General features: G+C 50.7%; 24 protein-coding genes. 4 read left to right on the top strand and 20 right to left on the bottom strand.

Going from position 1 to position 22,808, the window contains the following annotated elements; genetic code table 11:
• The first annotated feature begins 289 nt into the window (after positions 1-289).
• Positions 290-3,616 carry a pullulanase-type alpha-1,6-glucosidase gene (pulA, locus tag P0078_RS17530; protein ID WP_282931201.1) on the top strand — a complete coding sequence of 1,109 codons (3,327 nt, stop codon included), beginning with the start codon at positions 290-292 and terminating at the stop codon, positions 3,614-3,616.
• Between the two features lie 69 nt (positions 3,617-3,685).
• On the opposite strand, the gene ribA is transcribed toward pulA, so the two are convergent.
• From ribA to P0078_RS17460, 14 genes are all read right to left on the bottom strand, one after another.
• Positions 3,686-4,303: a GTP cyclohydrolase II gene (gene ribA / locus P0078_RS17525; RefSeq protein ID WP_282931200.1), complete on the bottom strand. Its 618-nt coding sequence runs from the start codon at positions 4,301-4,303 to the stop codon at positions 3,686-3,688.
• 17 nt (positions 4,304-4,320) lie between these two features.
• Entirely contained in the window at positions 4,321-4,956 is a 636-nt protein-coding gene (locus tag P0078_RS17520; RefSeq protein ID WP_282931199.1) for a retropepsin-like aspartic protease family protein, read from the bottom strand.
• 17 nt (positions 4,957-4,973) lie between these two features.
• A complete protein-coding gene (locus P0078_RS17515; protein WP_282931198.1) occupies positions 4,974-5,462 on the bottom strand; it encodes a phosphatidylglycerophosphatase A family protein in 489 nt (162 codons plus the stop codon).
• A gap of 23 nt (positions 5,463-5,485) precedes the next feature.
• The gene (gene thiL, locus P0078_RS17510; RefSeq protein WP_282931197.1) at positions 5,486-6,445 is read right to left on the bottom strand and encodes a thiamine-phosphate kinase; all 960 of its coding nucleotides are present in this window, start codon (positions 6,443-6,445) and stop codon (positions 5,486-5,488) included.
• Between the two features lie 10 nt (positions 6,446-6,455).
• Entirely contained in the window at positions 6,456-6,899 is a 444-nt protein-coding gene (gene nusB / locus P0078_RS17505) for a transcription antitermination factor NusB (RefSeq protein ID WP_282931196.1), read from the bottom strand.
• Between the two features lie 69 nt (positions 6,900-6,968).
• The gene (ribH, locus tag P0078_RS17500) at positions 6,969-7,439 is read right to left on the bottom strand and encodes a 6,7-dimethyl-8-ribityllumazine synthase (RefSeq protein WP_108735355.1); all 471 of its coding nucleotides are present in this window, start codon (positions 7,437-7,439) and stop codon (positions 6,969-6,971) included.
• Between the two features lie 77 nt (positions 7,440-7,516).
• Positions 7,517-8,638 (bottom strand): bifunctional 3,4-dihydroxy-2-butanone-4-phosphate synthase/GTP cyclohydrolase II, encoded by a 1,122-nt coding sequence (gene ribBA, locus P0078_RS17495; RefSeq protein WP_108734574.1) that lies wholly within the window; start codon positions 8,636-8,638, stop codon positions 7,517-7,519.
• A gap of 78 nt (positions 8,639-8,716) precedes the next feature.
• Positions 8,717-9,379: a riboflavin synthase gene (locus tag P0078_RS17490; protein WP_282931195.1), complete on the bottom strand. Its 663-nt coding sequence runs from the start codon at positions 9,377-9,379 to the stop codon at positions 8,717-8,719.
• Positions 9,379-10,524 (bottom strand): bifunctional diaminohydroxyphosphoribosylaminopyrimidine deaminase/5-amino-6-(5-phosphoribosylamino)uracil reductase RibD, encoded by a 1,146-nt coding sequence (ribD, locus tag P0078_RS17485; protein ID WP_282931194.1) that lies wholly within the window; start codon positions 10,522-10,524, stop codon positions 9,379-9,381. Before ribD ends, P0078_RS17490 begins: the two co-directional genes overlap by 1 nt.
• The gene (gene nrdR, locus P0078_RS17480) at positions 10,521-10,988 is read right to left on the bottom strand and encodes a transcriptional regulator NrdR (protein ID WP_108734577.1); all 468 of its coding nucleotides are present in this window, start codon (positions 10,986-10,988) and stop codon (positions 10,521-10,523) included. The genes ribD and nrdR overlap by 4 nt, the downstream gene beginning before the upstream one ends.
• Before the next feature lie 153 nt (positions 10,989-11,141).
• The gene (gene glyA / locus P0078_RS17475; RefSeq protein ID WP_108734578.1) at positions 11,142-12,410 is read right to left on the bottom strand and encodes a serine hydroxymethyltransferase; all 1,269 of its coding nucleotides are present in this window, start codon (positions 12,408-12,410) and stop codon (positions 11,142-11,144) included.
• Between the two features lie 219 nt (positions 12,411-12,629).
• The gene (locus P0078_RS17470) at positions 12,630-12,983 is read right to left on the bottom strand and encodes an outer membrane beta-barrel protein (protein ID WP_282934635.1); all 354 of its coding nucleotides are present in this window, start codon (positions 12,981-12,983) and stop codon (positions 12,630-12,632) included.
• An 8-nt stretch (positions 12,984-12,991) separates the two neighbouring features.
• Positions 12,992-13,126, bottom strand: coding sequence for a hypothetical protein (locus tag P0078_RS17465; RefSeq protein ID WP_282931193.1), 135 nt, complete (start codon positions 13,124-13,126; stop codon positions 12,992-12,994).
• Between the two features lie 149 nt (positions 13,127-13,275).
• A complete protein-coding gene (locus P0078_RS17460; RefSeq protein WP_282931192.1) occupies positions 13,276-13,764 on the bottom strand; it encodes an outer membrane beta-barrel protein in 489 nt (162 codons plus the stop codon).
• A gap of 480 nt (positions 13,765-14,244) precedes the next feature.
• Here P0078_RS17460 and P0078_RS17455 point away from each other — a divergent pair, with 480 nt between their 5' ends.
• Both P0078_RS17455 and P0078_RS17450 read left to right on the top strand, forming a co-directional pair.
• Positions 14,245-14,820, top strand: coding sequence for a hemerythrin domain-containing protein (locus P0078_RS17455; RefSeq protein ID WP_282931191.1), 576 nt, complete (start codon positions 14,245-14,247; stop codon positions 14,818-14,820).
• 29 nt (positions 14,821-14,849) lie between these two features.
• Complete coding sequence (locus tag P0078_RS17450; RefSeq protein WP_282931190.1) at positions 14,850-15,293, top strand: SpoIIAA family protein; 444 nt, start codon at positions 14,850-14,852, stop codon at positions 15,291-15,293.
• 66 nt (positions 15,294-15,359) lie between these two features.
• On the opposite strand, the gene P0078_RS17445 is transcribed toward P0078_RS17450, so the two are convergent.
• The 4 genes from P0078_RS17445 to P0078_RS17430 all read right to left on the bottom strand — a co-directional run bounded on the left by P0078_RS17445 (position 15,360) and on the right by P0078_RS17430 (position 19,230).
• The gene (locus tag P0078_RS17445) at positions 15,360-16,055 is read right to left on the bottom strand and encodes a putative adhesin (RefSeq protein ID WP_282931189.1); all 696 of its coding nucleotides are present in this window, start codon (positions 16,053-16,055) and stop codon (positions 15,360-15,362) included.
• A gap of 98 nt (positions 16,056-16,153) precedes the next feature.
• Positions 16,154-16,549: a hypothetical protein gene (locus tag P0078_RS17440; protein WP_282931188.1), complete on the bottom strand. Its 396-nt coding sequence runs from the start codon at positions 16,547-16,549 to the stop codon at positions 16,154-16,156.
• 850 nt (positions 16,550-17,399) lie between these two features.
• Positions 17,400-18,131, bottom strand: coding sequence for a fumarate/nitrate reduction transcriptional regulator Fnr (gene fnr, locus P0078_RS17435; RefSeq protein ID WP_282931187.1), 732 nt, complete (start codon positions 18,129-18,131; stop codon positions 17,400-17,402).
• A gap of 232 nt (positions 18,132-18,363) precedes the next feature.
• On the bottom strand, positions 18,364-19,230 hold the full coding sequence (locus P0078_RS17430; protein ID WP_282931186.1) for an SDR family oxidoreductase: 867 nt from the start codon (positions 19,228-19,230) through the stop codon (positions 18,364-18,366).
• Between the two features lie 290 nt (positions 19,231-19,520).
• Between P0078_RS17430 and P0078_RS17425 the strand changes: the two genes are divergently transcribed.
• Positions 19,521-20,543 (top strand): adenosine deaminase, encoded by a 1,023-nt coding sequence (locus P0078_RS17425; RefSeq protein WP_282931185.1) that lies wholly within the window; start codon positions 19,521-19,523, stop codon positions 20,541-20,543.
• 52 nt (positions 20,544-20,595) lie between these two features.
• Here P0078_RS17425 and fnr (P0078_RS17420) read toward each other — a convergent pair whose 3' ends face one another.
• Together fnr (P0078_RS17420) and hemN are read right to left on the bottom strand one after the other, a co-directional pair.
• Positions 20,596-21,324, bottom strand: coding sequence for a fumarate/nitrate reduction transcriptional regulator Fnr (fnr, locus tag P0078_RS17420; RefSeq protein WP_282931184.1), 729 nt, complete (start codon positions 21,322-21,324; stop codon positions 20,596-20,598).
• Between the two features lie 70 nt (positions 21,325-21,394).
• Positions 21,395-22,777 (bottom strand): oxygen-independent coproporphyrinogen III oxidase, encoded by a 1,383-nt coding sequence (gene hemN / locus P0078_RS17415; protein WP_282931183.1) that lies wholly within the window; start codon positions 22,775-22,777, stop codon positions 21,395-21,397.
• Between the last annotated feature and the right edge of the window lie 31 nt (positions 22,778-22,808).

The raw sequence follows: 22,808 nt of genomic DNA, 5'->3' as shown, positions 1-22,808 counted from the left end.
AAAGCCGGCCTTCGAATCCGATTACAGCGAGTGCATCACCTTTCTCGACTCACCATAACCCGATCAGTTGAGTATAGATCCGGCTTTTTCTTTCGCCATCGCATTTACTCGAGAAGCATCTTCTCCTGCGGGTGTTTCCACCAAGTGACGAATTTATAAAGCTTTTATGACACCCCCAACCACCTCCCCCAGACCTCCACCTCCTCGGGGTGGGAGGCCGTCAATGCGTGACTGCGATTCAATACCAACTGAGAGAACCGCAACAAGTACAAAAAAAATGGGAAGCGCTATGCCAACAACAAAATTTACAGGGCCCGGCACAAAGGCGGGGCTGATTCTGGGGGCAGTCTTCTGCTCCATCCAAATACCGGTGTGGGCATCTGACACACCAGACCCCACAGAGGTCAATATTCCCGGCAACCTACAAAGCCAACTGGGCTGCGATGGCGACTGGCAACCAGGTTGTGTCGCCACCCTGCTCAGCTATGACAGCGAAGACGACAAATGGCAAGGCAACTTTTGGATACCCGCCGGCAACTGGGAGTACAAAGCCGCTCTCAACAACAGCTGGGATGAAAATTATGGCTGGGGCGGCCAGCGGGACGGCGGTAATATTTCCCTTAGCCTGGATGAGGCCCGCGAAGTTAAATTTATCTACGACCACGAGAGTCACTGGATCACCGACAACCACAATAGCGTGGTCGCCACTGTAGCCGGCAACTTCCAATCCCTGCTGGGGTGCCCGGGAGACTGGCAACCCGGTTGCCTACGCAGCTGGATGCAGGATGCCGATGGAGATGGCACCTACACCTTTATCACCTCAGCACTGCCTGCCGGTTCCTATGAATTCAAGGTAGCCCTGCACGAAGGCTGGGAGGAGAGCTACGGCAACAATGGAACCAACGTCAGCTTTACCGTGGCCGCCGATTACGACGAAATCTACTTTGCTTTTGACTCGAATAGTAAAGAAGTCACCGTCAGCAGTGATGGCTTCGCCAAGGGTGACCTGAGCAGTGATAAAGCTCACTGGGTGGATACCAGCAGCTTTGCCTGGGATATCCAGGTGCAGGAAGGTATCGAGGTTAAATTGCACTACAGCAACAGCGCCGAGCTAGAACTGGAGGACGGTGATATCCGTTCCGACGGCACCATCGATCTCACCCCTCTCGCCACCCTGCCCGACAGCGCCCAACAAAAATTCCCGCACCTGGCCAGTTTCAGTGCCTGGCAATTGCCAGGGCAGGCCTCCATCAGTGATCTGGTCACCCAGCAGCTGGCCCTCGCCGCTTACGATGCGGAGGGCACGTTACTGGATGCGACTGGTGTGCAGATAGCAGGCGCGCTCGATGATCGCTTCTACTACGACGGTGAACTCGGTGCCCGTGTCGGCGAGGAGATTATCCAGCTCGATCTTTGGGCACCCACTGCACGGGCAGTAAAGCTGCACCTGTTTACAGACCCCAGCAGCGATAGCGCCGGTCAGGTGGTATCCATGCTGCGCGATGAATCTACCGGGGTTTGGAGTGCCGATATCGATAAGCAGTGGGACCGCAACTTTTATCTCTATGAGGTCGAGGTGTACTCCTACTTCAGCCGCCAGATTGAAACCAACCTGGTCACCGACCCCTATTCCCTGAGTCTCTCCATCAATAGTGGCAAAAGCCAGATCATTAACCTGAATGACCGGGACCTGAAGCCGCGCGGTTGGGATCGCCTGCGCAAGCCCAGATTAACCCAGCCGGAAGATATCAGTGTCTACGAGCTGCACGTACGCGATTTCAGTATTGTGGATCAAACTGTCCCCGAAGCAGAGCGCGGCACCTTCAAGGCTTTCACCCGCAAGCACAGCGACGGCATGCGCCACCTCAATAAACTGGCCCGCGCCGGCCTCACCCATATCCACTTGCTGCCGGCCTTTGACTTTGCCACAGTCAATGAGGATCGCACCCAGCAGCAGCAAACCCCGGACCTCTCAGACTACGCGCCGGACAGCAGCGAGCAGCAGGCCCAGGTAGATGCTATTCGCGATACCGATGGCTTTAACTGGGGCTACGATCCATTGCACTACACGGTCCCCGAAGGCAGCTATAGCAGCGCTCCCGATGGACCTGCGCGCATTCGCGAATTCCGTCAAATGGTGCAAGGGCTATCCCACTCCGGCCTGCGACTGGTAATGGACGTGGTTTACAACCACACCAGCTCCTATGGCCAATACGACAACTCCGTACTCGATAAAATCGTCCCCGGCTATTACCACCGCCGCAATCTGGAGGGCGGAGTGGAGATGAGCAGCTGCTGCGCAAATACCGCCAGTGAGCACGCCATGATGGAAAAGCTGATGATCGATTCCCTGGTCACCTGGGCCCGGTCCTACAAGGTGGACAGCTTCCGTTTCGATCTCATGGGACACCACAGCCTCGACAATATCCTCAAGGCGCAAGCGGCATTGCAATCACTGACCCCGGCAGCCGATGGTGTCGACGGCAAAGCTATCTACCTGTACGGCGAGGGCTGGAATTTTGGCGAAGTGGCTGACGATGCTCGCTTTGTACAGGCCCGCCAGGGCAATATGGCCGGCAGCGGTGTCGGCACCTTTAACGATCGCCTGCGCGATTCCGTCCGTGGCGGCAACCCCTTTGGAGGTTTTGAGGAGCAGGGCTTTGGTACCGGTCTGTTCACCGACAGCAACGGTAAGTTTGAGGGAGAAGATGAGCGTGCCACACTGCTAACCCTGGCAGATAAAGTCCGCATTTCCCTCGCCGGCAACCTGGCGGATTATCCTTTTGAAGATGCCAACGGCAATATCATTACCGGCAGCGAGCTGGTCTATAACGGCCAGCCCACCGGCTATACCGCCGACCCGCAGGAATCCATTAATTATATTGCCGCCCACGACAACGAGACGCTGTTCGACGGAGTACAGATCAAAGCCAGCGACAGCGCCGACTTGGCTGAACGAGTGCGTATCCAGGCATTCAGTAACTCCCTGGTTCTGTTCGCCCAGGGAGTGCCGTTTATCCACGCAGGCCAGGATTTCCTGCGCTCAAAGTCGATGGATCGGGACAGCTACAACTCCGGTGACTGGTTTAATGCACTGGACTTCAGCCTCGCCACCGATAATTGGGCTGCGGGTTTACCTATCGCAGATAAAAACGAAGATAACTGGTCCCTGATGCAACCTTTACTGGCAAACCCGGAATTGGCTCCCGAGCGCCGGCACCGCTTGTGGAGCTCTGCTCTATTCCGCGAGCAGCTGGCGATTCGCAACAGCTCTCCCCTGTTCCGCTTGTCTGATGCAGAGTCCGTAGAAGCACATCTCAATTTCCTCAACACCGGACCCGACCAGATTCCTGGGCTGATTGTGATGGAGTTATCCGATTCCAATGGCAACATCGATCGCCGCTTTGAACGTATTGTGGTGCTGTTTAATGGCGATGACGAATCATTGGAATTTACCAGCGAAAACCTTATTGGTGAGTACCTGTTCAAGCACCCACGTCAGCGCCGATCAGTAGACTCACGCCTGCACAAAGTAAAATTTGATAGGAGCAGCGGCACCTTTACTCTGCCCGGCCGAACTACCACAGTATTTGTGCAGCCACGCCGTAGATATTAATTCTTTATAAATTTTAAAAGGCCGGATTTTCCGGCCTTTTTTATTGGGGTGCTTCAAGAAAAGTGAAAGTTAGTTTTCCTCTTTTCCTTCTTCATCCTCATTTTCGATCAAGTGACCAAGTTTGCCTTTTTTGGTAGACAAATACTTGGCATTGTGGGGATTGCGTCCGGACTGGTGCGGCAGGCGCTCAGTCACATTGATGCCCAAGTCCTCCAGCGCTTTTACCTTACGCGGGTTATTGGTCATCAAGCGAATGGCATGAATACCCAGGTGTTCGATCATTGCTTTCAGAATCGAGTAATCCCGCATATCGGCGCCAAAGCCCAACTGCTCATTAGCTTCCACCGTATCCGCACCACAATCCTGCAAGTGGTAAGCGCGAATCTTATTTAACAGACCGATACCACGGCCCTCCTGGCGGAGATAGAAAATAGCTCCACGCCCCTCCATCGCAATACGATGCATAGCATGTTGTAGCTGGGCACCACAATCACAGCGCAGGGAGAATAGTGCATCTCCGGTCAGGCACTCAGAATGAATACGGGCCAACAGAGGCTCTTCGGTATCGAAGTCACCCATGGTGAGCACCACGTGCTCTTTTCCGGATTCCACTTCCTCGAAACCGTGCATCTCAAACATACCCCAAGAGGTGGGTAGTTTTGAGGATTCCACAAAACGAATGGTCAACTTAATACCTCTTTAAATCAGTGTCGGGCGCGCAGTACCAGCACACCGCCCTGCTGTTCCATATCAACCTGGCTGAGAAAGCTGTTGCCAAGAAGTACCACCTGGGGGAAGTCATCGGCATGAACTGTCGCATCAACATTGTGAACCTTGATTCCACCTATGGTGACACTGCTAAGATTCACTCGATAAACACTAGTAATACCATTAGCAGTAGAGACTAGTACTTCCTCGGCATTATCCAGATTCAGCCTTAGGCGACGAGCGGTAGGATAATTAATAGCAATATTGGTAGCGCCGGTATCCACCATCATCGGCACTCTCAGGCCATTGACCCAGGCATTTGTTAAATAATGTCCACGGCTATCGGCGGGAAGCCGTACTTCTGCTTTCGCCGCCTTGGCAAAACTGGTTGCTATAGGTGCATCCAAGGTCAGCTTTTGCTCTCGTCCAGACACACTAATCCGTGCATAACGAGTAGTCGCTTCCAACAGGGTGACACCCTCTGGGGATTTTTGTCCCGCCTTAAGAATTTTCTGGCGGCCATCAATTTCCAGCATGGCGCTATCGCCAAATAACCCCTTTAATTGAACCTGCTGCGCATTAGCACTCAGAGCAATAAAGAGACTGAAAAAAAATACAAAATAGCTGCGCATTGATCTTCCCTATCAATCTAAGCGCCCAGTACCCACGCCGTTACTTGCAGTACCAGGGAGGCATAAACGGCGGCCAGTATATCGTCGAGCATAATCCCAACGCCACCTTGCACCTTGCGATCAGCCCAGCCAATGGGCGGGGGCTTGGCAATATCAAATATCCGGAAGAGGACAAAGCCGTATAGTGCCCAAGCCCAACCTGCAGGAGCCATAAACATGGTGAGCCAGTAGCCCACCATTTCATCCCAAACAATACCGCCGTGATCGTGAACTCCCATTTTCTTGGCAGCTGCACCACATAGATAGCAACCTACCACACCGGTAACAAACACAATGGCCAGATACCAGAATGGAGGCAAATCCTTCATCAACCACCAAAAAGGAATCGCTGCCAGGGTACCAAACGTACCCGGCGCTTTCGGTGCCAGCCCGGAGCCGAACCCAAATGCCAACAGTAAGGTGGGATCGCGCAACAGCTGGGAAAATGTCGGGTTGTTAATGCTCATGTTATTGAATTCTCACAAAGGCACTATGGTCTACACAATGACTTAAAAGTGCCTATAGCCTGGCGATTGAGCAACCCAGGGGTTCCCGTGATAGGAGCAATGTACCTGCGGCCCCCCTCAACGAGTTTCCCTATGGGGGTGAAACCCAGCTGACGAACTTGATCAACAGCGGCTGCCGGAGCAGTAAAACAGAGCTGGTAGTCATCCCCTCCACAGGCCGCCAGCTCTACGGCAGTATCAGCTGCCAATCGATTGGCCAGGGGTGCTATGGGCAGAGACTCCAGGTTTATTTCTGCTGCCACACCGCTCGCTTTGCAGATATGGCCCAGATCCCCCAGTAATCCATCGGAAATATCCAACGCACTGGTAGCAATGCCTGCAATCGCGTTGGCAGTTTCTAATTGCGGCTCGGGAAAATAGAAAGCCTGCTCCGCTTCCCGCCGCACTGACTCAGTCACATTCCGCTCTGCCAAAACAACGGGCAGGGCTGCTGCGGCAGCGCCCAGTGGGCCGCTCACATAAATATTGTCGCCGACAGAAGCGCCATCCCGCCGGAGGGGCTTTTCCGTATGGCCGATCACCTGAATTGTAATGGATAAGGGGCCAGCGGTAGTGTCACCACCCACAAGGGAAACCCCAAACTTGCCAGCAGTTTCCAGCAGGCCACTGGCGAATTTCTCCAGCCAAACGGAGTCGCTATCGGGTAAGGTCAGGGCAAGGGTAAACCAGAGGGGGCGGGCATTCATTGCCGCCAGGTCACTGATATTCACACGCAGTGCACGGCTGGCAAGCATGAATGGGTCGGCACCTGCGGGGAAGTGACGACCTGCTACCAGGGTGTCCATAGAAGTAGCCAGCTGCCCGCTGACAGGTGCTTGCAAGAGCGCGCAGTCATCGCCAATCCCCAGGGCTACACCTTCGCCCTGGGGAGCGCGGGCGAAGTAATCGCGGATGATCTCAAACTCCCCCGGCGCTTTAGACATAATTGCTGGCTCAGCCCTTCTTGTCTGCGGCTACCTCTGCCGAGCGCAGGTCCGCAGCGGTCTTATCCAAAATGCCATTGATAAACTTGAAGGCATCGGTGGGACCAAATTTTTTCGCCAGGGCCACCGCCTCATTAATGACAACCTTGTAAGGCACATCGATACGGTTTTTCAGCTCGTAAGTGGCCATGCGCAACAGCGCGCGGGATACAGGGTCCAGGTCTTCCACTTTGCGATCCAGGTGCGACGTGTAAGCGCCCTCTACCTCATCGAGGTTTTTCGCTACACCGTGGAAAATATCACGAAAATATTCCACGTCGGTTTTGCTCATATCATTATCGGCGTGAAACTCGGCCTCAATGGAATTAAGGCTGGCGCCGGCCATCTGCCACTGATAGAGCGCCTGCATGGCGTAGTGACGTGCCTTACGGCGGGCGGATGCAGTTACGGTCATTGTCTTTTCCGGTAGATACTTCACAGAATGGGCTGCACCGACACACCTTTTGTGCCGGCGCGCCGGCAATTAAATCTTGCCGAGTAGGGAAACCATTTCCAGGGCGGTTTCGGCGGCTTCACAACCTTTGTTGCCAGCCTTGGTGCCTGAGCGTTCGATAGCCTGCTCAATGGAGTCCACTGTCAGCACGCCAAAGGTGACGGGAATGCCAGTATTCATGGATACCTGAGCCAGGCCTTTGGTGCACTCGCCAGCCACATACTCAAAGTGCGGGGTGCCACCACGGATAACCGCCCCCAGGGCAATAATGGCATCAAACTTTTTAGTCTCAGCCAGCTTCTGTGCCGCCAGGGGAAATTCGAATGCGCCCGGGGCGTAGTAGATAGTGATATCTTCATCCTTGATACCCTTGCGGCGCAGGGTGTCCAGTGCACCATCCTTTAGGCTTTCAACCACAAAGCTGTTCCAGCGGCTCACCAACAGTGCATATTTGCCCGTACTGCCGACGAAGTCCCCTTCGATCACTTGAATATTGCTCATAATTTTCAATCCGTATTTCTTGTTCATCGCCGCCGCTATCAGGACAGTAGCGGCGCTTCAGTATTGTTACTCTTTTATCAGAGTTGCGGCGCCTCTACGTTCAGGTATTCCTCTACTTCGAGATCAAACCCGGAAATAGCACTGAACTTGAACGGCGCGCTCATCAGGCGCATTTTGCGCACCTTGAGATCCCGCAGAATTTGCGAACCGGTACCTACCTGCTTGTACACCAGGTCCTGGCTGGGGCGCTGTTGCTTGCCGCTGATCAGCCAATCAATACTCTCTTCAATTTCTTCGGTGGTTTCGTTGTGGCAGATCAGTACCACAACACCCTTGCCCTCTTCTTCAATACGCTGCATCGCGCGACGGAAGGTCCACGGGGTGAATTTTTCATCGCCGCGCTGAATCGTAAGCACATCGCGCAGAGTATTTCCCACATGCACACGAACCAGGGTCGGCTCTTCTGGGGTGGGGTCGCCTTTAACAAAGGCAAAGTGGCGCTCGCGGCGGGCCTTATCGAGATAAGTGCGCAGCTTGAACTCACCGAACTCGGTGCGCACCTTGCGCTCATTAACGCACTCAACGGTTTTCTCATTCAGGGCGCGATAGGTAATCAGGTCGGCGATAGTGCCGATCTTCAGGTTGTGCTCTTTCGCGAACTTTTCCAGGTCCGGGCGGCGGGACATGGTGCCGTCTTCATTCATGATCTCAACAATCACCGCAGCCGCCTCAAAACCCGCCAGGCGGGCCAGGTCGCAACCGGCTTCGGTGTGGCCTGCGCGGCTTAATACACCGCCGGGCTGGGCCATAATGGGGAAGATATGGCCGGGCTGTACAATATCGCTGGGCTTGGCATTTCTGGCCACAGCGGCGCGAACCGTACGCGCGCGATCGGCGGCGGAAATACCGGTGGTGACACCCTCTGCCGCCTCAATGGATACGGTGAAGTTGGTGCTGAACTGGGCTCCGTTGTCTCGCGACATCAGCGGCAGGTCCAACTGCTCACAGCGCTCTTTGGACATGGGCATACAAATCAGGCCACGGGCATGAGTGGCCATAAAGTTGATGTCTTCAGCGCGAATCTGCTCCGCAGCCATCACCAGGTCGCCCTCGTTCTCGCGATCTTCATCATCCATCAGGATTACCATTTTGCCCTGGCGGATATCGTCGATCAGTTCTTCAACCGTATTTAGTTCCATGGTTAACTCTGGATAAATTTATCAATTGCAAATAGAGCGGCTATCGCTGCTGTTTTCGCCGTGGTGCACGGCCCATCTTTAGCGCTTGTAAAACCCGTTCTGGGCCAAAAATTCGAGGGTCATGCCCCCACCACTAGGCTTGGCTGCCTCATCACCGAGGAGTAGCCGCTCCAAGTAGCGCGCAATCAGGTCCACTTCCAGGTTGACCCGAGTACCAGCGGTATAGCCGGCCATAATCGTTTCCTGCAACGTGTGTGGCACTATGGTGAGTTCAAACTCAGCCCCATCCACGGCATTGACCGTGAGGCTGGTGCCGTCGACGGTGATAGACCCTTTATGGGCAATATAGCGAGCCAGATTTTCCGGTGCGCGCAGGCGGAACCGCTCGGCGCGAGCCTCGGACTTACGCCATACCACCTCGCCAATACCATCCACATGGCCGCTGACAATGTGTCCACCCAGGCGGGTCTGGGGTGTCAGTGCTTTTTCCAGATTGACCCGGTCGCCTTTTTTCCAGCGGCCCACCGTTGTCACATCCAGGGTTTCCGCAGAGACATCCGCCCAGTAACCATCACCGGGCAGATCCACAACCGTGAGACAAACACCATTGGTGGCGATACTGTCCCCCAGTTGCACATCCCCCAGATCCAGCTTACCGCTGCGCACACGCACACACAGGTCGCCGCCCTGGGGTTTTAACTCTGCGATCTCGCCTAAGGCTTCAATAATTCCGGTAAACATCAGCGCTCGATATCGGTTGTTGCAGTAATGCGCCAGTCGTGACCAACTGCGCGCATATCGGTAATCGTAATCGGCAGCATCGAGCCCATACGCTCGATAGGCAGTTCAAACAGCGGCCGCCCGGTGCTACCCAGCAGTTTTGGCGCCATATAAACAATTATTTCGTCGACATGGCCCCGGTAGAGGAATTCACCAGAGAGGGTCGCACCGCTCTCTACCAAAACTTCATTGCACTGGCGTCGCGCCAACTCCTTGAGCAGGGCGAGCAGGTCTACGCGGCCCTCTTTGTCGTGGGGTAAAACCACGACTTCCGCACCCGTTTTCTCAATACGCTCGCGGCGCTCGGCCTCCACGCGCTCTGTCGTGCACACCAATGTGGGGGCATCCCCCTGCAAAATAAAGGCTCTCGCTGGGGTGCGCAGCTGGCTGTCAACAATTACCCGCAGCGGCTGCACTTCTGCGGCTCGCTCTGCGGCCAGCATTTCCAGAGCCATTTCATCGGCGCGCACATTGAGATTGGGATTGTCGAAGCGCACCGTCTCAACCCCGGTGATCACTGCACAACTGCGAGCACGCAGGCGCTGTACATCGGCGCGAGCCGCAGGGCCCGATACCCACTTTGACTCCCCACTGGCCATAGCGGTGCGCCCATCCAGGCTCATGGCGGATTTGCTTCGCACCAGGGGCAGTCCCAGGGTCATACGCTTGATAAAGCCGGGGTTTAGAGCGCGACACCTCTCTTCCAGGATGGGGCCTTCCACTTCGATCCCAGCATCGCGCAATATTTGCAATCCGGCACCGCTGACATTCGGATTCGGATCCTGCATTCCGTAAATAACCCGGGCCACGCCGGCCTTTACCAACGCCTCGGCACAGGGACCTGTGCGGCCGGTATGACTGCAGGGCTCAAGAGTGACATAAACCGTAGCCCCCTGAGCCAGGTCGCCGGCATCACTCAAGGCTTCGATCTCAGCGTGGGGTTCGCCGGCCCGCTTGTGCCAGCCTTCGCCGACAACATTGCCATCCCCGTCAGTAATCACACAGCCCACTCGCGGATTCGGCATAGTGGTGTAGAGACCGCGCTCTGCCAACTGAATAGCGCGGGCCATCAGTGCTTCCGCACTGTGTACAACAGTTTGACTCATTCTGTCTTCGATCCCTTACTGGTCAGTCGCTCAATCTCTTCTCTAAACTCGCTGACATCCTCAAAACGGCGATAGACAGAAGCAAAGCGCACATAGGCCACCTGGTCCAGCTCACGCAGCTGCTCCATCACCAATTCACCAATAGCACGCGCCGGCAACTCCCGTTCTCCGGTCGCCTGCAGAGCGTGTTTTATTTGAGATACCGCCGACTCCACCCGCTCAATACTCACCGGGCGCTTTTCCACAGCGCGCTGAATACCCGCGCGCAACTTGTCTTCATTAAACGGCTCGCGCTGGCCGTTTTGCTTGATCACTCGCGGCAGCAGCAGCTCCGCAGTTTCAAATGTGGTAAACCTCTCGTGGCACTCCAGGCACTCGCGCCGGCGGCGTACTTGGTCGCCCTCAGCCACCAATCGGGAATCGACTACTTTTGTTTCTTCTGCGCTGCAGAACGGACAGTGCATGTGGGATTATCCCCGGAATGGAAAATGGGCCGCAGTTTACCACAGCCGTTGCACTGTGTGACCGCGGCACGCACAGCCACAGTGCATCGCAAATTCAACAGGGACACATAAAAAAAGCGGCTCTATGAGCCGCTTTTTTGTCAGCAGTGCTGATCAGCCTTTTTTATACACAGGAAACTCTGCGCAAATCCCCAGAACCTTCTGCTTCACATCGGCGATAGTGGCTTCAACATCACCTTTCTCCAGTGCATCCAGCACGTCGCAGATCCAGTGAGTGAGCTGTTGGGTTTCCTTTACACCAAAGCCGCGAGTAGTGATTGCCGGGGTACCGACACGCAGGCCGCTGGTAATGAAAGGAGAGCGCGGATCGTTGGGTACCGCGTTCTTATTAACGGTGATGTTGGCGTTACCCAGGGCTTCATCCGCATCCTTACCGGTGTACTCTTTGCCAATCAGGTCAACCAGCATCAGGTGATCATCGGTCCCACCGGATACAATGTTGATACCGCGATCGAGGAAGGTCTCCGCCATTGCGCGGGCATTTTCCACAACCTTCTTCTGGTAGGCCTTGTATTCAGGGGTCATGGCCTCTTTGAAAGAAACCGCTTTCGCCGCGATCACATGCATCAGCGGGCCACCCTGACCACCGGGGAATACAGCGGAGTTGAGCTTCTTCTCAATTTCTTCGTTGGCGCGCGCCAGGATGATACCGCCGCGGGGGCCACGCAGGGTTTTGTGAGTAGTAGAAGTCACAACATCGGCGTGGGAGATTGGGGAGGGATACTCACCAGCGGCAACCAGGCCTGCAATGTGAGCCATATCCACAAACAGGTAAGCACCCACTTTGTCAGCGATCTCGCGGAAACGCGCCCAATCCATCACTCGGCTATAGGCAGAGAAACCAGCCACGATCATCTTCGGCTTGTGCTCAAGCGCCAGGCGTTCAACTTCCTCGTAATCCACTTCGCCAGTTTCCGGGTTCAGACCGTACTGCACTGCATTGTAGATCTTGCCGGAAAAGTTAACGCGGGCACCGTGGGTAAGGTGGCCACCGTGGGCCAGACTCATGCCCAGTACAGTGTCACCTGGGGCACAGAGCGCCTGGTAAACAGCCGCATTAGCCTGTGATCCAGAGTGCGGCTGCACATTCGCGTAGTCAGCACCAAACAGCTCCTTGGCGCGCTCAATGGCCAGGGTTTCCACTTTGTCCACGTACTCACAACCGCCGTAATAACGCTTGCCTGGATAGCCCTCGGCATACTTGTTAGTCAGGCTGCTGCCCTGAGCTTCCATTACCATTGGGCTGGTGTAGTTCTCAGAGGCGATTAACTCGATATGGTCTTCCTGACGAGAGTCTTCCTCCTGGATGGCTTCCCAAATTTCCGGGTCGTAAGAAGCTAAAGTGACAGATGAATCAAACATGGTGTTCCCTCGGTAAAGCGGGCTTGAGTAGAGGCTTTTAAAACTCGATACCACAGCGCCCAGACTTATGAGTAGGACCAAAGGCTCCCAGCGTGGGATGGCCCTACTGCTCAATGCATTCTGGGCATTTTAGAAAGGCGCGCATTGTACACCAAGGGCAGCATGAATGCGCAAATGCAGAGACGTGGCGGGACCAACCCGTCCACCTTAAAAAGACGGTCAGAATTTGTACACCACAGAGCCAGACCAGTAATTCACATCTGACTCAATGATGGTGTAATCCAGTTCCAGGGTCGCCTCGTCGGTCAGTTTGAAACCAGCCCCGAGCCCGGCAGATGCACCGTTATCCGAGTACTCTTTCTCCCAATTATCTATCTCCAACTCCTCATGGAGGTAGCCGATACGACCTTTCAGATAAATGTTGCCCGGGCTGCGATAGGTGGCATAAACAGCTTGTGTTGCTAGGGAGTAGTTGTAATCGTACCAGTAGTAGTCGAACTCACCATCAATGACAGAGTCGGTGACTTCTGCCTCGAATCCCCAGCCAGAACCCCAGGTATAACCGGCTCGAATCCCCCCATTTAAAGGGCTCTCCCCCTGGCATCAACATCCAAAACACCGAAAACGCCACCGATATACGCACCCTGCCCATAAGCGGTAGCGGAACACAACAGAGCGGCAACTGCAGCCATTGCCTTGAGATTAAAGCCCACCATCTTCCCCTTAAATCTCGAAGTCTGATCAAAGGGCAGGGATTATAGGGGTACGATCAATTGGCACAAGTGTTCACTTGGACAAGTCAGTATGTAACCTAGGAGCTTCTAAAAAGAGATGTCACCATTAGTTAAATTAAGGAAAGGGACAATTAAAATCTCAGGCTAAACCCGCCTGACCAATAACTGACATCCTTCTCTAATACGGTGTACTCAAGCTCCAGGTGATAAATTTCATTCAGGCTATAACCAATTCCAGCCCCTAAGCTGACACCCAGGTCATCACTACTTTCGCTGCCAACAGAAACGTCTTCATAGAGAAGGCCCAGGCGTCCTTTCAGGTACCAGTCCCCCTCTGTTCTGTAAGTCGCATAAGTAGCAAGAGTGCGTATGTCTACATCCACATTCCGACCATAAGCCTCAGTCTCACCACTTAATAGTGAACTGGTATATTCACCTTCCACCCCAAAACCCGAGGCCCGCACATAACCTGCTCGCAGTCCCAAATTCAGAGGGTTATCGACCCCTTTGAAATCAAAATCTGTTATTCCGGCCACGCCCCCCCAGTAGGCGCCCTCGGCAATTGCGCCCGTTGAAACAACGAGTGCCAGCACACCTATACCAGCCTTAACTATTTTCATTAACACTCCCATCCTGTTGCTTTAACTTTGTCGTGACACATAAATAGAGCGCTGCGGAATAATTCGATGACAACCTACGACTTCAGCACCAATAAATTTATTGAGCAACAGGAAACATCGCAGCATGCTTAAATGTGCAACAACACGTCATTAGAAATTATTAAAATATGAAGGATCAGACACACCCTTATCTAGGTCCGACAGAAGAGCGTACTTGTGGAAAAAACTGAAGAAAGGGCTACTCGAAAATAGGTTTAATTTATCTTGTGGTCAAATACAACGAGGCACAGATTAGAGTTGGCCCAAGGAATTCAGCGGCATGGTCAGCCTCATACCTATTGATAACCCCAGCCCTACCCTGAGTAGGTAGCGGTAAATTCCACCTTGAGTCCCACTAAGTCCCCCTCACTTGATCCAAATCAACTTTGGATTGGTACATATGGCAACAATAGACCCATCGACAAATCGCGGAGGTCTGGGATGAATGCCATCTACCGACAACTGTGCTGTGACCATAAACATATGCAAGAGTTGCTCAACGCCTTTGAGCAATTACTCCTGGATCTTTTTGGCTGCGGCGACCGCGATCCGAACACCTTGTCACTGATCCTTGATGCTTTGGATTATTTATCAGCATACCCGGATAGGTATCACCACCCAGTTGAGGACTTAATATTTTCCCGGCTGTTGACTAAGCCAGTGCATGACAGGGAATCAATTTACGAAGCGCAAATGCAGCATGAAAATATAGCCGCAGCGACAAAACACATGTGCGCTTTATTTTACGCTATTGCCAATGATGCGACCGTTGAACGGAGAGTGCTGCAAGGAGCTTGCAACACCTACCTGAAGCTGCAACGCAAGCATATGGAGTTGGAAAATAAATCTATTTTCCCACAGATCGAACAGTACCTGGGGACTACCGACTGGATTTATATTCAGAAACAGGTCAGTGAATTAAGCTGCAGATATTTCGACAGGGCAACCAGAAAAATTTACGAATCCCTGCACGAAGATCTGACACAACATCAAATGCCCGCGCAGGCATTAGCTTAGGTCACCTAAACAGCAGGGAGGAAATGTTAATGCAGTTTAAACGCCACGGCATATCCATTGGCATGGAACGCATAAATGATGAGTTTTTCCTTTACATAAAGGCAATTGGTGAGTTAACCCATGAGGATTATGAGCATATAACACCACTATTAGAATATGCTCTGGAAGGGGTAAAAAAACCTCAGGTTCAATTACTGATTGATCTCCGGGATTTCGAGGGCTGGGGGATGCACGCGATCTGGGATGAATTCAAGCTGGCCTTAAAGCACGGCAATGAATTCTCGCATGTCGCTGTACTTGGGGATGAGGAGTGGCAGCAAATAGCCACAAAAGTCGGGAGCTGGTTTGTTAGCGGTGAAGTCCGCTATTTCAAACAGCAACAAGAGGCCATGGATTGGCTACAGGAAACAAGGAAGACGGGTATTGGTCACAAGGAATCTGAAAAGGAATTAGCTTTCTCCACACACTCCTGATAAGTAGTGGATTAAGGGGGCGTTTACGCCCCCTTTTTTTGCCTGAAATTTGACAATCTAACTGCTTCAGCTAGACACTTTTTGCTTATGGCTATCCCAAGAAGGTGTACCAATAACAAAGTTATTGAAATTCAGCTCATTGCGGCAGAAGGAGCAATAAATATTTTCATAATGCAAGTTATTTCGATGCAGAATATTGAGCACATCAACCAGTGTCGGATTCTTTTGGTTATGCCGATTTCGAATCGTCAGAAAATTAGCTTCCATTCTGGTTTCAAGCGAGCTGGATTTTGCATCGTACATAGACTTTTGGAACGGATCAGATAAATCATATTTTGCCAGCTCCGTCTTCTTGCGCTCAACAAATTGATTATTTTTATGTGCCGAGTCTACAACTCTCTGAATATCGTTATAGCTTTCACCATCAGTAATGAATCGCCGCGTTAGGCGACCGAATATTTGCCCCGCCATAGATCCGTGATAACCCTGGAATTTACTCAGAGTATAGTTTTTGCACCATTTACCTTTACCAACCCACTCGTGATATTTCGCGGTCCCATTAACTACATTTTCCAGACCCGGATCATCTAACGTATAACCGTGGGGGGCAAAAAAGAATAGATTATCACCGCCATGTCCCTTGCTACAAAAAACTTCTTTGGTTGCGGCACCGTGGGCAGAGATGACTAGGTTCGGCGCATCCCCAACATTGGTACCTTCAGGCGCAAAAATTTTAACTAAATCAAGTTCACGAACAGGCATAAGACACCTATTTAACGTCTAGTATAAAAATAAGAGGGTTACCCCTCATAACCGTACTACTAACGTACTATGACCAGCCATTCACACTCAAGTTATATTCAGTAATTTTTGATGTTTGTCATGAACAGATAATTTTGGAAGTGAGGCGACAAACCAGGAAGGTTTCTTAAAAAACCAGATAAAATACGAATGAAATAAGGAGGAAATATGGAAAATAAAGAAAACTCTGCAAGACCAACATTAAAATCAAAAAGGTACTTAGAAATATAAGTAGATTTATACCACCGCCAAACAAGCACCACCTCATTTGTATTACAGTCCAAAAATACTGATTTAGTAGCTGCCCCCTGCATTTTGCTACCCCAGAATGGAGCTCCAATAACAATATCTCCAAAACTCATTTCACTGCGACAAAAAGAGCAATAAACATTTTCATAATGCAGTTTATTTTTATGCCGAATATTGAGAACATCAGCCAGAGTGAGATTACCCATCTTTATTCGATGGCGAATAGTTAATAAGTCTACCGACTCCACCCCTTTTGCAATATATTACTGGTCTATAGGATTGTTTAGATCCGGACTATTCACAATTTCAATGCGCTAATGGGTGCTATCCACTGCCTTTTGTACGCCAGCATAGCTCGCGCCTTTTATGAAAAGCGTGTGACACGACCGGGAATCTGACCTGTAGTTGTGCCATGGGATTCTTAAAATTTACTTAGCGTATAATTATGACAAAGCTTTCCTTTGCCTACCTACTCGCGACATTTCGCATTACCCGTTAAGGCACTACTAATACCCGGATCATCTAGAAAGCAATCATGTGGAGAAAAGAAAAATAGATCATCTCCCCCATGCCCTTTCGGGTAAAAAATTGCTTGATTATCGCCCCATGAGTAGAAATAGCTAAGTTGGGCGCAGCTTCGACCTAAGCCCCATCCACTGCAAAACTCTTAACTAGGTCAAGCCTTCTAACTGGCATGATTTCTTCCCTTTTCACCTTATTATTTTTTTGCACTTTTCAGCACCTTAACTGAAAGATTACTATGCTCAGGTAAACATTTCCTGGAAAACTTATAGCTAACAGAGATCGGGGAAAATCGTTTTCCACGAATGAATTATTAATCAGTCATAAAAAACAGGCCTGAAAATAAATTATAATTACATGGCACCTGCCAACTGATGCCACCGTATAAATAATCTAGTATCAGCATTTACAGCTAAAACACCCACAAACCTAGAAAAATAGCAGAGTAATTTATAAAACAGAAAGTTGAACTTTACGACAGTCAATTAATATCTTTCTATAACATGCAGCAATTCAAATAAGCCCCAAAAAAATTCATTGATCATTCTCATAACTAAGATGGGTACCCGCCAAATCACTTAGTGCAACTATATTTAAAATCTCAATCATCCTACCACTAACTTTTATCAGCCCCTCACGCTGAAAACGAGAAAATATACGACTTATCGTTTCTGCCGTTAATCCGAGATAGTCGGCAATATCTATTCTAGGCATAGAAAGCACAAATTCGCGAGGGGAGTAACCTCGGCAGGCATAACGGCTGGATATATTCATAAGTAAAGCAGCGAGACGAGCATCCGCTGAACGCTTACCAAGCAGCATTAAAACCTCATTCTCCTGGCGCAACTCTTCAGAAAAGATGCTATAGATTTGCTGCTGTAAAGCTGGAACTTCCTGAGCGAGATTTTCCAACTGATCGAATGGAAGAAGACATACACTGCTATCTTCAAGGGCCACTGCATAGCTCGGGTGGAGCCGACTACTATAAGCATCGAGCCCTAGAAGCTCTCCAGGAAGGGCAAAATGGGTTACCTGAGAATCTCCATCTGCAGCAATAACCACGCCTTTAAAGCTTCCGGAGCGGATTGCATAGAGGCTTTGGAACGGGTCACCTGCACGATAAAGAGGCTCTCCCGCTTTAATCACTTTTTTCCTACGACTAACGCACTCAAGCCGATCAATATCCGCTTGTTCCAGCCCCGCAGGCAAACATAAACGTCTGACTGAACAGTTACTGCAACTTACCGCTGCTGATGCCTTACTCATAAAAAGGCAGCCAAAAAAATATGTTCTCTATTGTACTGTTAATCAGGGCATCAAATAGGGAATTCATCCTGCCGTGAATAAATTACACACCCGAGCGGGCTACTTTGCCAACTGCAAAAATGAACCCGCTGGACACCTAATAGATCACCCTAGACGTAAAATTCTCAAAATTAAAACTGGATTTTACTCATTTAGCTCACGGGGAATTACTAACCTACCAAGAAATGAAGGTCTAGATATTCGGCAAAAAACTCTCGACCACCATTTTCTGCTGTTTTTTCCCATTATCATCTAAGCCTATCTTAAAATTACACAGTTCATTGGCCCAGGAGGATGTCCTGACTCTAATTGGTGGATCCTCAGCCTGTACAACCTGCAAAACCACGCCAACTACTTGGTCACAAGTTTGATATATTTCTGCCGTCTTCTCTGGGCTCCGAGACCTCATACCACCAATATACTGATTGAAGACCCCCTGGTATTCATCTTCGGGGTACCCCTGGCTCTGCTCCAACTGCGAAAGTACATTATTGGCAAACTCCGAGTGGATACCACCGGGCTCGACAGCGGTAAAATTGATATTAAAGGCAGGATTTATATAACTTGCCATGGCTTCTGTATAACCCTCAACAGCAAATTTTGCCGCACAATACAGCTCATTGAACGGCTGCCCAACTAGCCCGCCCACTGACGAAATATTGATAACGTGTCCACTACGAGCTTCGCGCATATGGGGTAAAACTGCTTTAGTGCAGCGAACTACACCGAGGTAGTTCACATCCGTCACCCAGCGTATCTCTTCTTCGCTGGCATGCTCAGTGGTCTTTACAAAACCAGCGCCAGCATTGTTGATCAATAAATCGATATGCCCAGCATCCCGGATAATGGTATCTACGCAGTTCTGAATACTGTCAGAATCTGTTACATCCAATTCCATCACTTCGAGAGCCGCCCCCTGAGGAGCCGCATTTATCAGCTGGTCGGCCTTGGAGAGATCTCTCATGGTGGCAAAGACCCTAAACCCCTGCTTGACCATTTGCAGCGCCAGACTCTGCCCCAGCCCTGTGGAAGTCCCGGTAATCAAGGCAACCTTACTCATTGCTCTCTCCTCAGTATCCGTTAATCAATCTCAAGATGTAAACTACTCGGTGCAGTATACACATAAAAAGCAACAAGTAAACCGATCAGTGTATTTTCTGGCGGTGTAGCTGGCTGCTGCTAAGCATAGGGCTAACTTGCCAGAATAATCCGTAACCAGCTTTATTCTCAGAGAACGTAACCTGATACCATTAGCGCCCTTTTATAGCCCAGACAGTTTCTGTGAGTAGGAATGTTGGATTGCCTCCGGCGCATTCACATTCACAGGTAGTCCCGCAACAAGGTATTTATATGTCCATTGCTGATTTGAACTTTTTGAAAGCACTGCCAAAAGCCGAGCTTCATCTCCATATCGAGGGTTCACTGGAACCGGAGCTAATGTTCGAGTTGAGCAAGCGCAACAATATTGAAATTCCCTTTTCCAGTATTGAGGAAATTAAAGCAGCCTATAAATTTCATAATTTACAGTCGTTCCTCGATATTTATTATCAAGGCGCTTCGGTCCTGATCCATGAGCGGGATTTTTATGATCTGACCATGGCTTATCTCAAGCGCTGTCGTGAAGACAATGTTGTCCACACAGAGATCTTCTTTGACCCCCAAACCCATACAGAGAGGGGCATTGATATCGGTGTGGTTATCAAGGGTATTAACAGTGCTCTTGATGATGCAAGAAATGAGTGGGGAATAAGTAGTCACCTTATTTTGTGCTTCTTACGCCACCTGAGTGAAGAGGAAGCAATTGCCACCTTGGAAGCGGCAAAACCATACCTGAACTTAATAAAAGGTGTAGGGCTGGACTCTTCTGAGCTGGGTCATCCACCCAGAAAATTTCAAAAAGTTTTTGCTATGGCCAAAGAGCTAGGGCTTGAGAGAGTTGCCCACGCCGGTGAAGAGGGACCTGCCGATTATATCGTAGAGGCTCTCGATCTTCTGGACGTGAGCCGTGTCGACCATGGGGTTCGCTGCGTTGAGGATGAAGCACTAATTGAGCGCCTGAAAGCAGAAAATATTCCCCTGACTGTTTGCCCGCTCTCCAATACCGCACTCTGTGTGTACGACAATATGAGCCAACACCCCATTTTGTCACTCCTCGAGCGCGGGCTGTGTGTCACGGTTAATGCAGATGATCCCGCTTACTTTGGCGGTTACGTGAATAAAAATTATCTGGCCCTTAGCGAAAGTCTGGGCATGACCAAAGAGCAGGCGAAAAAACTGGCCCTGAATAGTTTCAAAGCGAGCTACATTTCAGAGGCAGATAAAGAAAAGTGGGCGGAGGCAATATCAGCAATCGAAACGGTTGCTGGAGTTTAGTAAGTTGGGTAGTGTCCTGGCTGACCATAAAGCCAGGACACTATTTCAAGATTCAGTCTTCATCATATCCGCAGTGAGTACCCGCTAGCTCACTGAGTTCAATTAAATTAACAATCTCAACTGATCGGCCACTCACCTTAATTAATTTTTCTCGCTGAAAACGCGAGAAAAGCCGGCTGACAGTTTCCGCTGTCAAACCCAGATAATTGGCGATATCAGTGCGCGGCATCGATAAAACAAAGGCACTGTGAGAGTATCCACGACGAGCGTAACGGCTGGAAATATTAATCAGAAGAGCCGCCAAACGAGTATCGGCAGAGCGTTTACCCAACAACATTAAAATATCATTTTCCTGGCGTAACTCTTCAGAAAAAATGCTGTAAATCTGCTGCTGCAGGGCTGTCACCTGCTGGGCCAAAATTTCCAGTTGAGTAAAAGGCAGCAGACAAACACTACTGTCTTCCAATGCTTCCGCATAACTCGGATGTACCCGAGTACTGTAGGCATCCAGACCGAGCAGTTCCCCAGGTAAAGCGAAGTGGGTGACCTGAGTGTCACCATCTGCAGCAATCACCACAGTTTTAAAACTACCTGAACGAATTGCATAGAGGTTGGCAAATGGATCGCCAGCTCTGTAAAGGGTCTCCCCCGCTTTAATTATTTTCTTTCGACGCGTGATCTGCTCTAGCCGATCAATATCAGACTGACACAAACCAGCTGGCAAGCACAAACGTCTGACTGAACAGTTGCCGCAACTAACAGCTGTAGAGGAATCCATCATACTAAACCGGTCGGTAAACTAATTTGCCGCAATTGTAACGGCTGTTGAGCCGTTAGTCTCCTGCCGGTAGCTATAGAACACGTGAATATTTCGCATCTGTTTCTTGACTGTGCAAATACATATCAAATGCAGCAGCAACATTTCTCACGAACCAGCGGCCTTCCTCGGTAACAATAATATTTTCGTTATCCTGATAAATTAGACCATCGTCAAACATAGGCTGTAAGCGCGCTAATTCCTCAGAGAAATACTCCTCAAAGCAAGCACCTATACGCTGTTCAACAAGGTTTTTATCCAAGCGCAAACGACACATTAATTCACTAATAATCCACTGGCGCAAACGATCTTCATCATCCATTAACCAGCCGCGACAGGCTGCAGATTTCCCTTCTCCAATCGCCTGAGTATATTCTTTTAAGCGATGTAAATTTTGCCAGTAGCCATCGCGACTGTAGCTGATTGCAGACGCTCCCAATCCAACCAAAGCATCTGCCGGCATTAGGGTGTACCCCTGGAAATTGCGTTGCAACATACCGGCATGGGCTGCCTTAGCCAGTTCATCCCCAGGGCGGGCAAAGTGATCCATCCCCAAAAATTCATACCCAGCCTTACCCAGGTGCTCTACAGCCGCCAGCTGCATCGCCACTTTTTCTGCGGCGGAAGGAATTAAATCCGTATCAATCAGGCGCTGGGCCTTAAATCGGTGCGGCAGGTGTGCATAGTGATAGAGAGCGATGCGGTCCGGTTGCAGCTCCAGCACTTTATCCAAAGTGCGGTGCAGGCTGCTCAGTCCCTGCTTGGGTAGTCCGTAAATCAGATCGTAGGAAATAGACTCAAACCCGCGCTCACGCGCCGCTACGGTCAACTCCGTGACTTGGTCGGCACTGCAGATACGATTGATTGAACGCTGCACTTCGATATCGAAATCCTGCACCCCCAAGCTCAAGCGGTTAAAACCCAGTTCTCGCAGAGTATCCAGGGTCTCTAACTCAAGGGTACGTGGATCGGCCTCAATACTGTATTCAACCCCATCGCCTGGGCGCAAATCAAAAACTTCAGCCAGCCCCCCCATTAAGCGACGCATATCACTATCACTCAAGAAAGTCGGCGTACCACCGCCCAAGTGTAATTGGGTGACGGGGACATCAGCCACTTTATCCCGGTACCACTGGGCCTCCTGCAGCAGGTGATCCAGATAACTGGAAGCCAACCCATACTGGTGAGTAATTACTTTATTACAGGCGCAGAAGTAACAAAGAGAACGGCAAAAAGGAATATGAACATAAAGGGACAAGCTGCGAATATCCTGCAGTGCTGCCCAAGGCTCAATTCCATTTAATGTGTGAAAACGATCGGCGGTAGGATACGAGGTGTAGCGCGGGCAGGGTCCGCTATAACGGGATAAGAGTTCTTCAGACAACCCTCCCACGGGGCTTTTAATCTCTTGCTTCATATTCATTCACACCTCGTTCGGTAGTTTGCTT

Origin of the sequence: Microbulbifer sp. VAAF005 (genome assembly GCF_030012985.1) — a bacterium.
Classification (GTDB): domain Bacteria; phylum Pseudomonadota; class Gammaproteobacteria; order Pseudomonadales; family Cellvibrionaceae; genus Microbulbifer.
This window is presented reverse-complemented; position numbering and strand designations above follow the sequence as displayed.

What these genes read in the sequence shown, in the direction of transcription:
- pulA (WP_282931201.1), top strand. Translation starts at nt 290, where the DNA reads ATGCCAACAACAAAATTTACAGGGCCCGGCACAAAGGCGGGGCTGATT.
- P0078_RS17520 (WP_282931199.1), bottom strand. Translation starts at nt 4,956, where the DNA reads ATGCGCAGCTATTTTGTATTTTTTTTCAGTCTCTTTATTGCTCTGAGT.
- P0078_RS17515 (WP_282931198.1), bottom strand. Translation starts at nt 5,462, where the DNA reads ATGAGCATTAACAACCCGACATTTTCCCAGCTGTTGCGCGATCCCACC.
- thiL (WP_282931197.1), bottom strand. Translation starts at nt 6,445, where the DNA reads ATGTCTAAAGCGCCGGGGGAGTTTGAGATCATCCGCGATTACTTCGCC.
- nusB (WP_282931196.1), bottom strand. Translation starts at nt 6,899, where the DNA reads ATGACCGTAACTGCATCCGCCCGCCGTAAGGCACGTCACTACGCCATG.
- ribH (WP_108735355.1), bottom strand. Translation starts at nt 7,439, where the DNA reads ATGAGCAATATTCAAGTGATCGAAGGGGACTTCGTCGGCAGTACGGGC.
- ribBA (WP_108734574.1), bottom strand. Translation starts at nt 8,638, where the DNA reads ATGGAACTAAATACGGTTGAAGAACTGATCGACGATATCCGCCAGGGC.
- P0078_RS17490 (WP_282931195.1), bottom strand. Translation starts at nt 9,379, where the DNA reads ATGTTTACCGGAATTATTGAAGCCTTAGGCGAGATCGCAGAGTTAAAA.
- ribD (WP_282931194.1), bottom strand. Translation starts at nt 10,524, where the DNA reads ATGAGTCAAACTGTTGTACACAGTGCGGAAGCACTGATGGCCCGCGCT.
- nrdR (WP_108734577.1), bottom strand. Translation starts at nt 10,988, where the DNA reads ATGCACTGTCCGTTCTGCAGCGCAGAAGAAACAAAAGTAGTCGATTCC.
- glyA (WP_108734578.1), bottom strand. Translation starts at nt 12,410, where the DNA reads ATGTTTGATTCATCTGTCACTTTAGCTTCTTACGACCCGGAAATTTGG.
- P0078_RS17465 (WP_282931193.1), bottom strand. Translation starts at nt 13,126, where the DNA reads ATGGTGGGCTTTAATCTCAAGGCAATGGCTGCAGTTGCCGCTCTGTTG.
- P0078_RS17460 (WP_282931192.1), bottom strand. Translation starts at nt 13,764, where the DNA reads ATGAAAATAGTTAAGGCTGGTATAGGTGTGCTGGCACTCGTTGTTTCA.
- P0078_RS17455 (WP_282931191.1), top strand. Translation starts at nt 14,245, where the DNA reads ATGAATGCCATCTACCGACAACTGTGCTGTGACCATAAACATATGCAA.
- P0078_RS17450 (WP_282931190.1), top strand. Translation starts at nt 14,850, where the DNA reads ATGCAGTTTAAACGCCACGGCATATCCATTGGCATGGAACGCATAAAT.
- P0078_RS17445 (WP_282931189.1), bottom strand. Translation starts at nt 16,055, where the DNA reads ATGCCTGTTCGTGAACTTGATTTAGTTAAAATTTTTGCGCCTGAAGGT.
- P0078_RS17440 (WP_282931188.1), bottom strand. Translation starts at nt 16,549, where the DNA reads ATGGGTAATCTCACTCTGGCTGATGTTCTCAATATTCGGCATAAAAAT.
- fnr (WP_282931187.1), bottom strand. Translation starts at nt 18,131, where the DNA reads ATGAGTAAGGCATCAGCAGCGGTAAGTTGCAGTAACTGTTCAGTCAGA.
- P0078_RS17430 (WP_282931186.1), bottom strand. Translation starts at nt 19,230, where the DNA reads ATGAGTAAGGTTGCCTTGATTACCGGGACTTCCACAGGGCTGGGGCAG.
- P0078_RS17425 (WP_282931185.1), top strand. Translation starts at nt 19,521, where the DNA reads ATGTCCATTGCTGATTTGAACTTTTTGAAAGCACTGCCAAAAGCCGAG.
- fnr (WP_282931184.1), bottom strand. Translation starts at nt 21,324, where the DNA reads ATGATGGATTCCTCTACAGCTGTTAGTTGCGGCAACTGTTCAGTCAGA.
- hemN (WP_282931183.1), bottom strand. Translation starts at nt 22,777, where the DNA reads ATGAAGCAAGAGATTAAAAGCCCCGTGGGAGGGTTGTCTGAAGAACTC.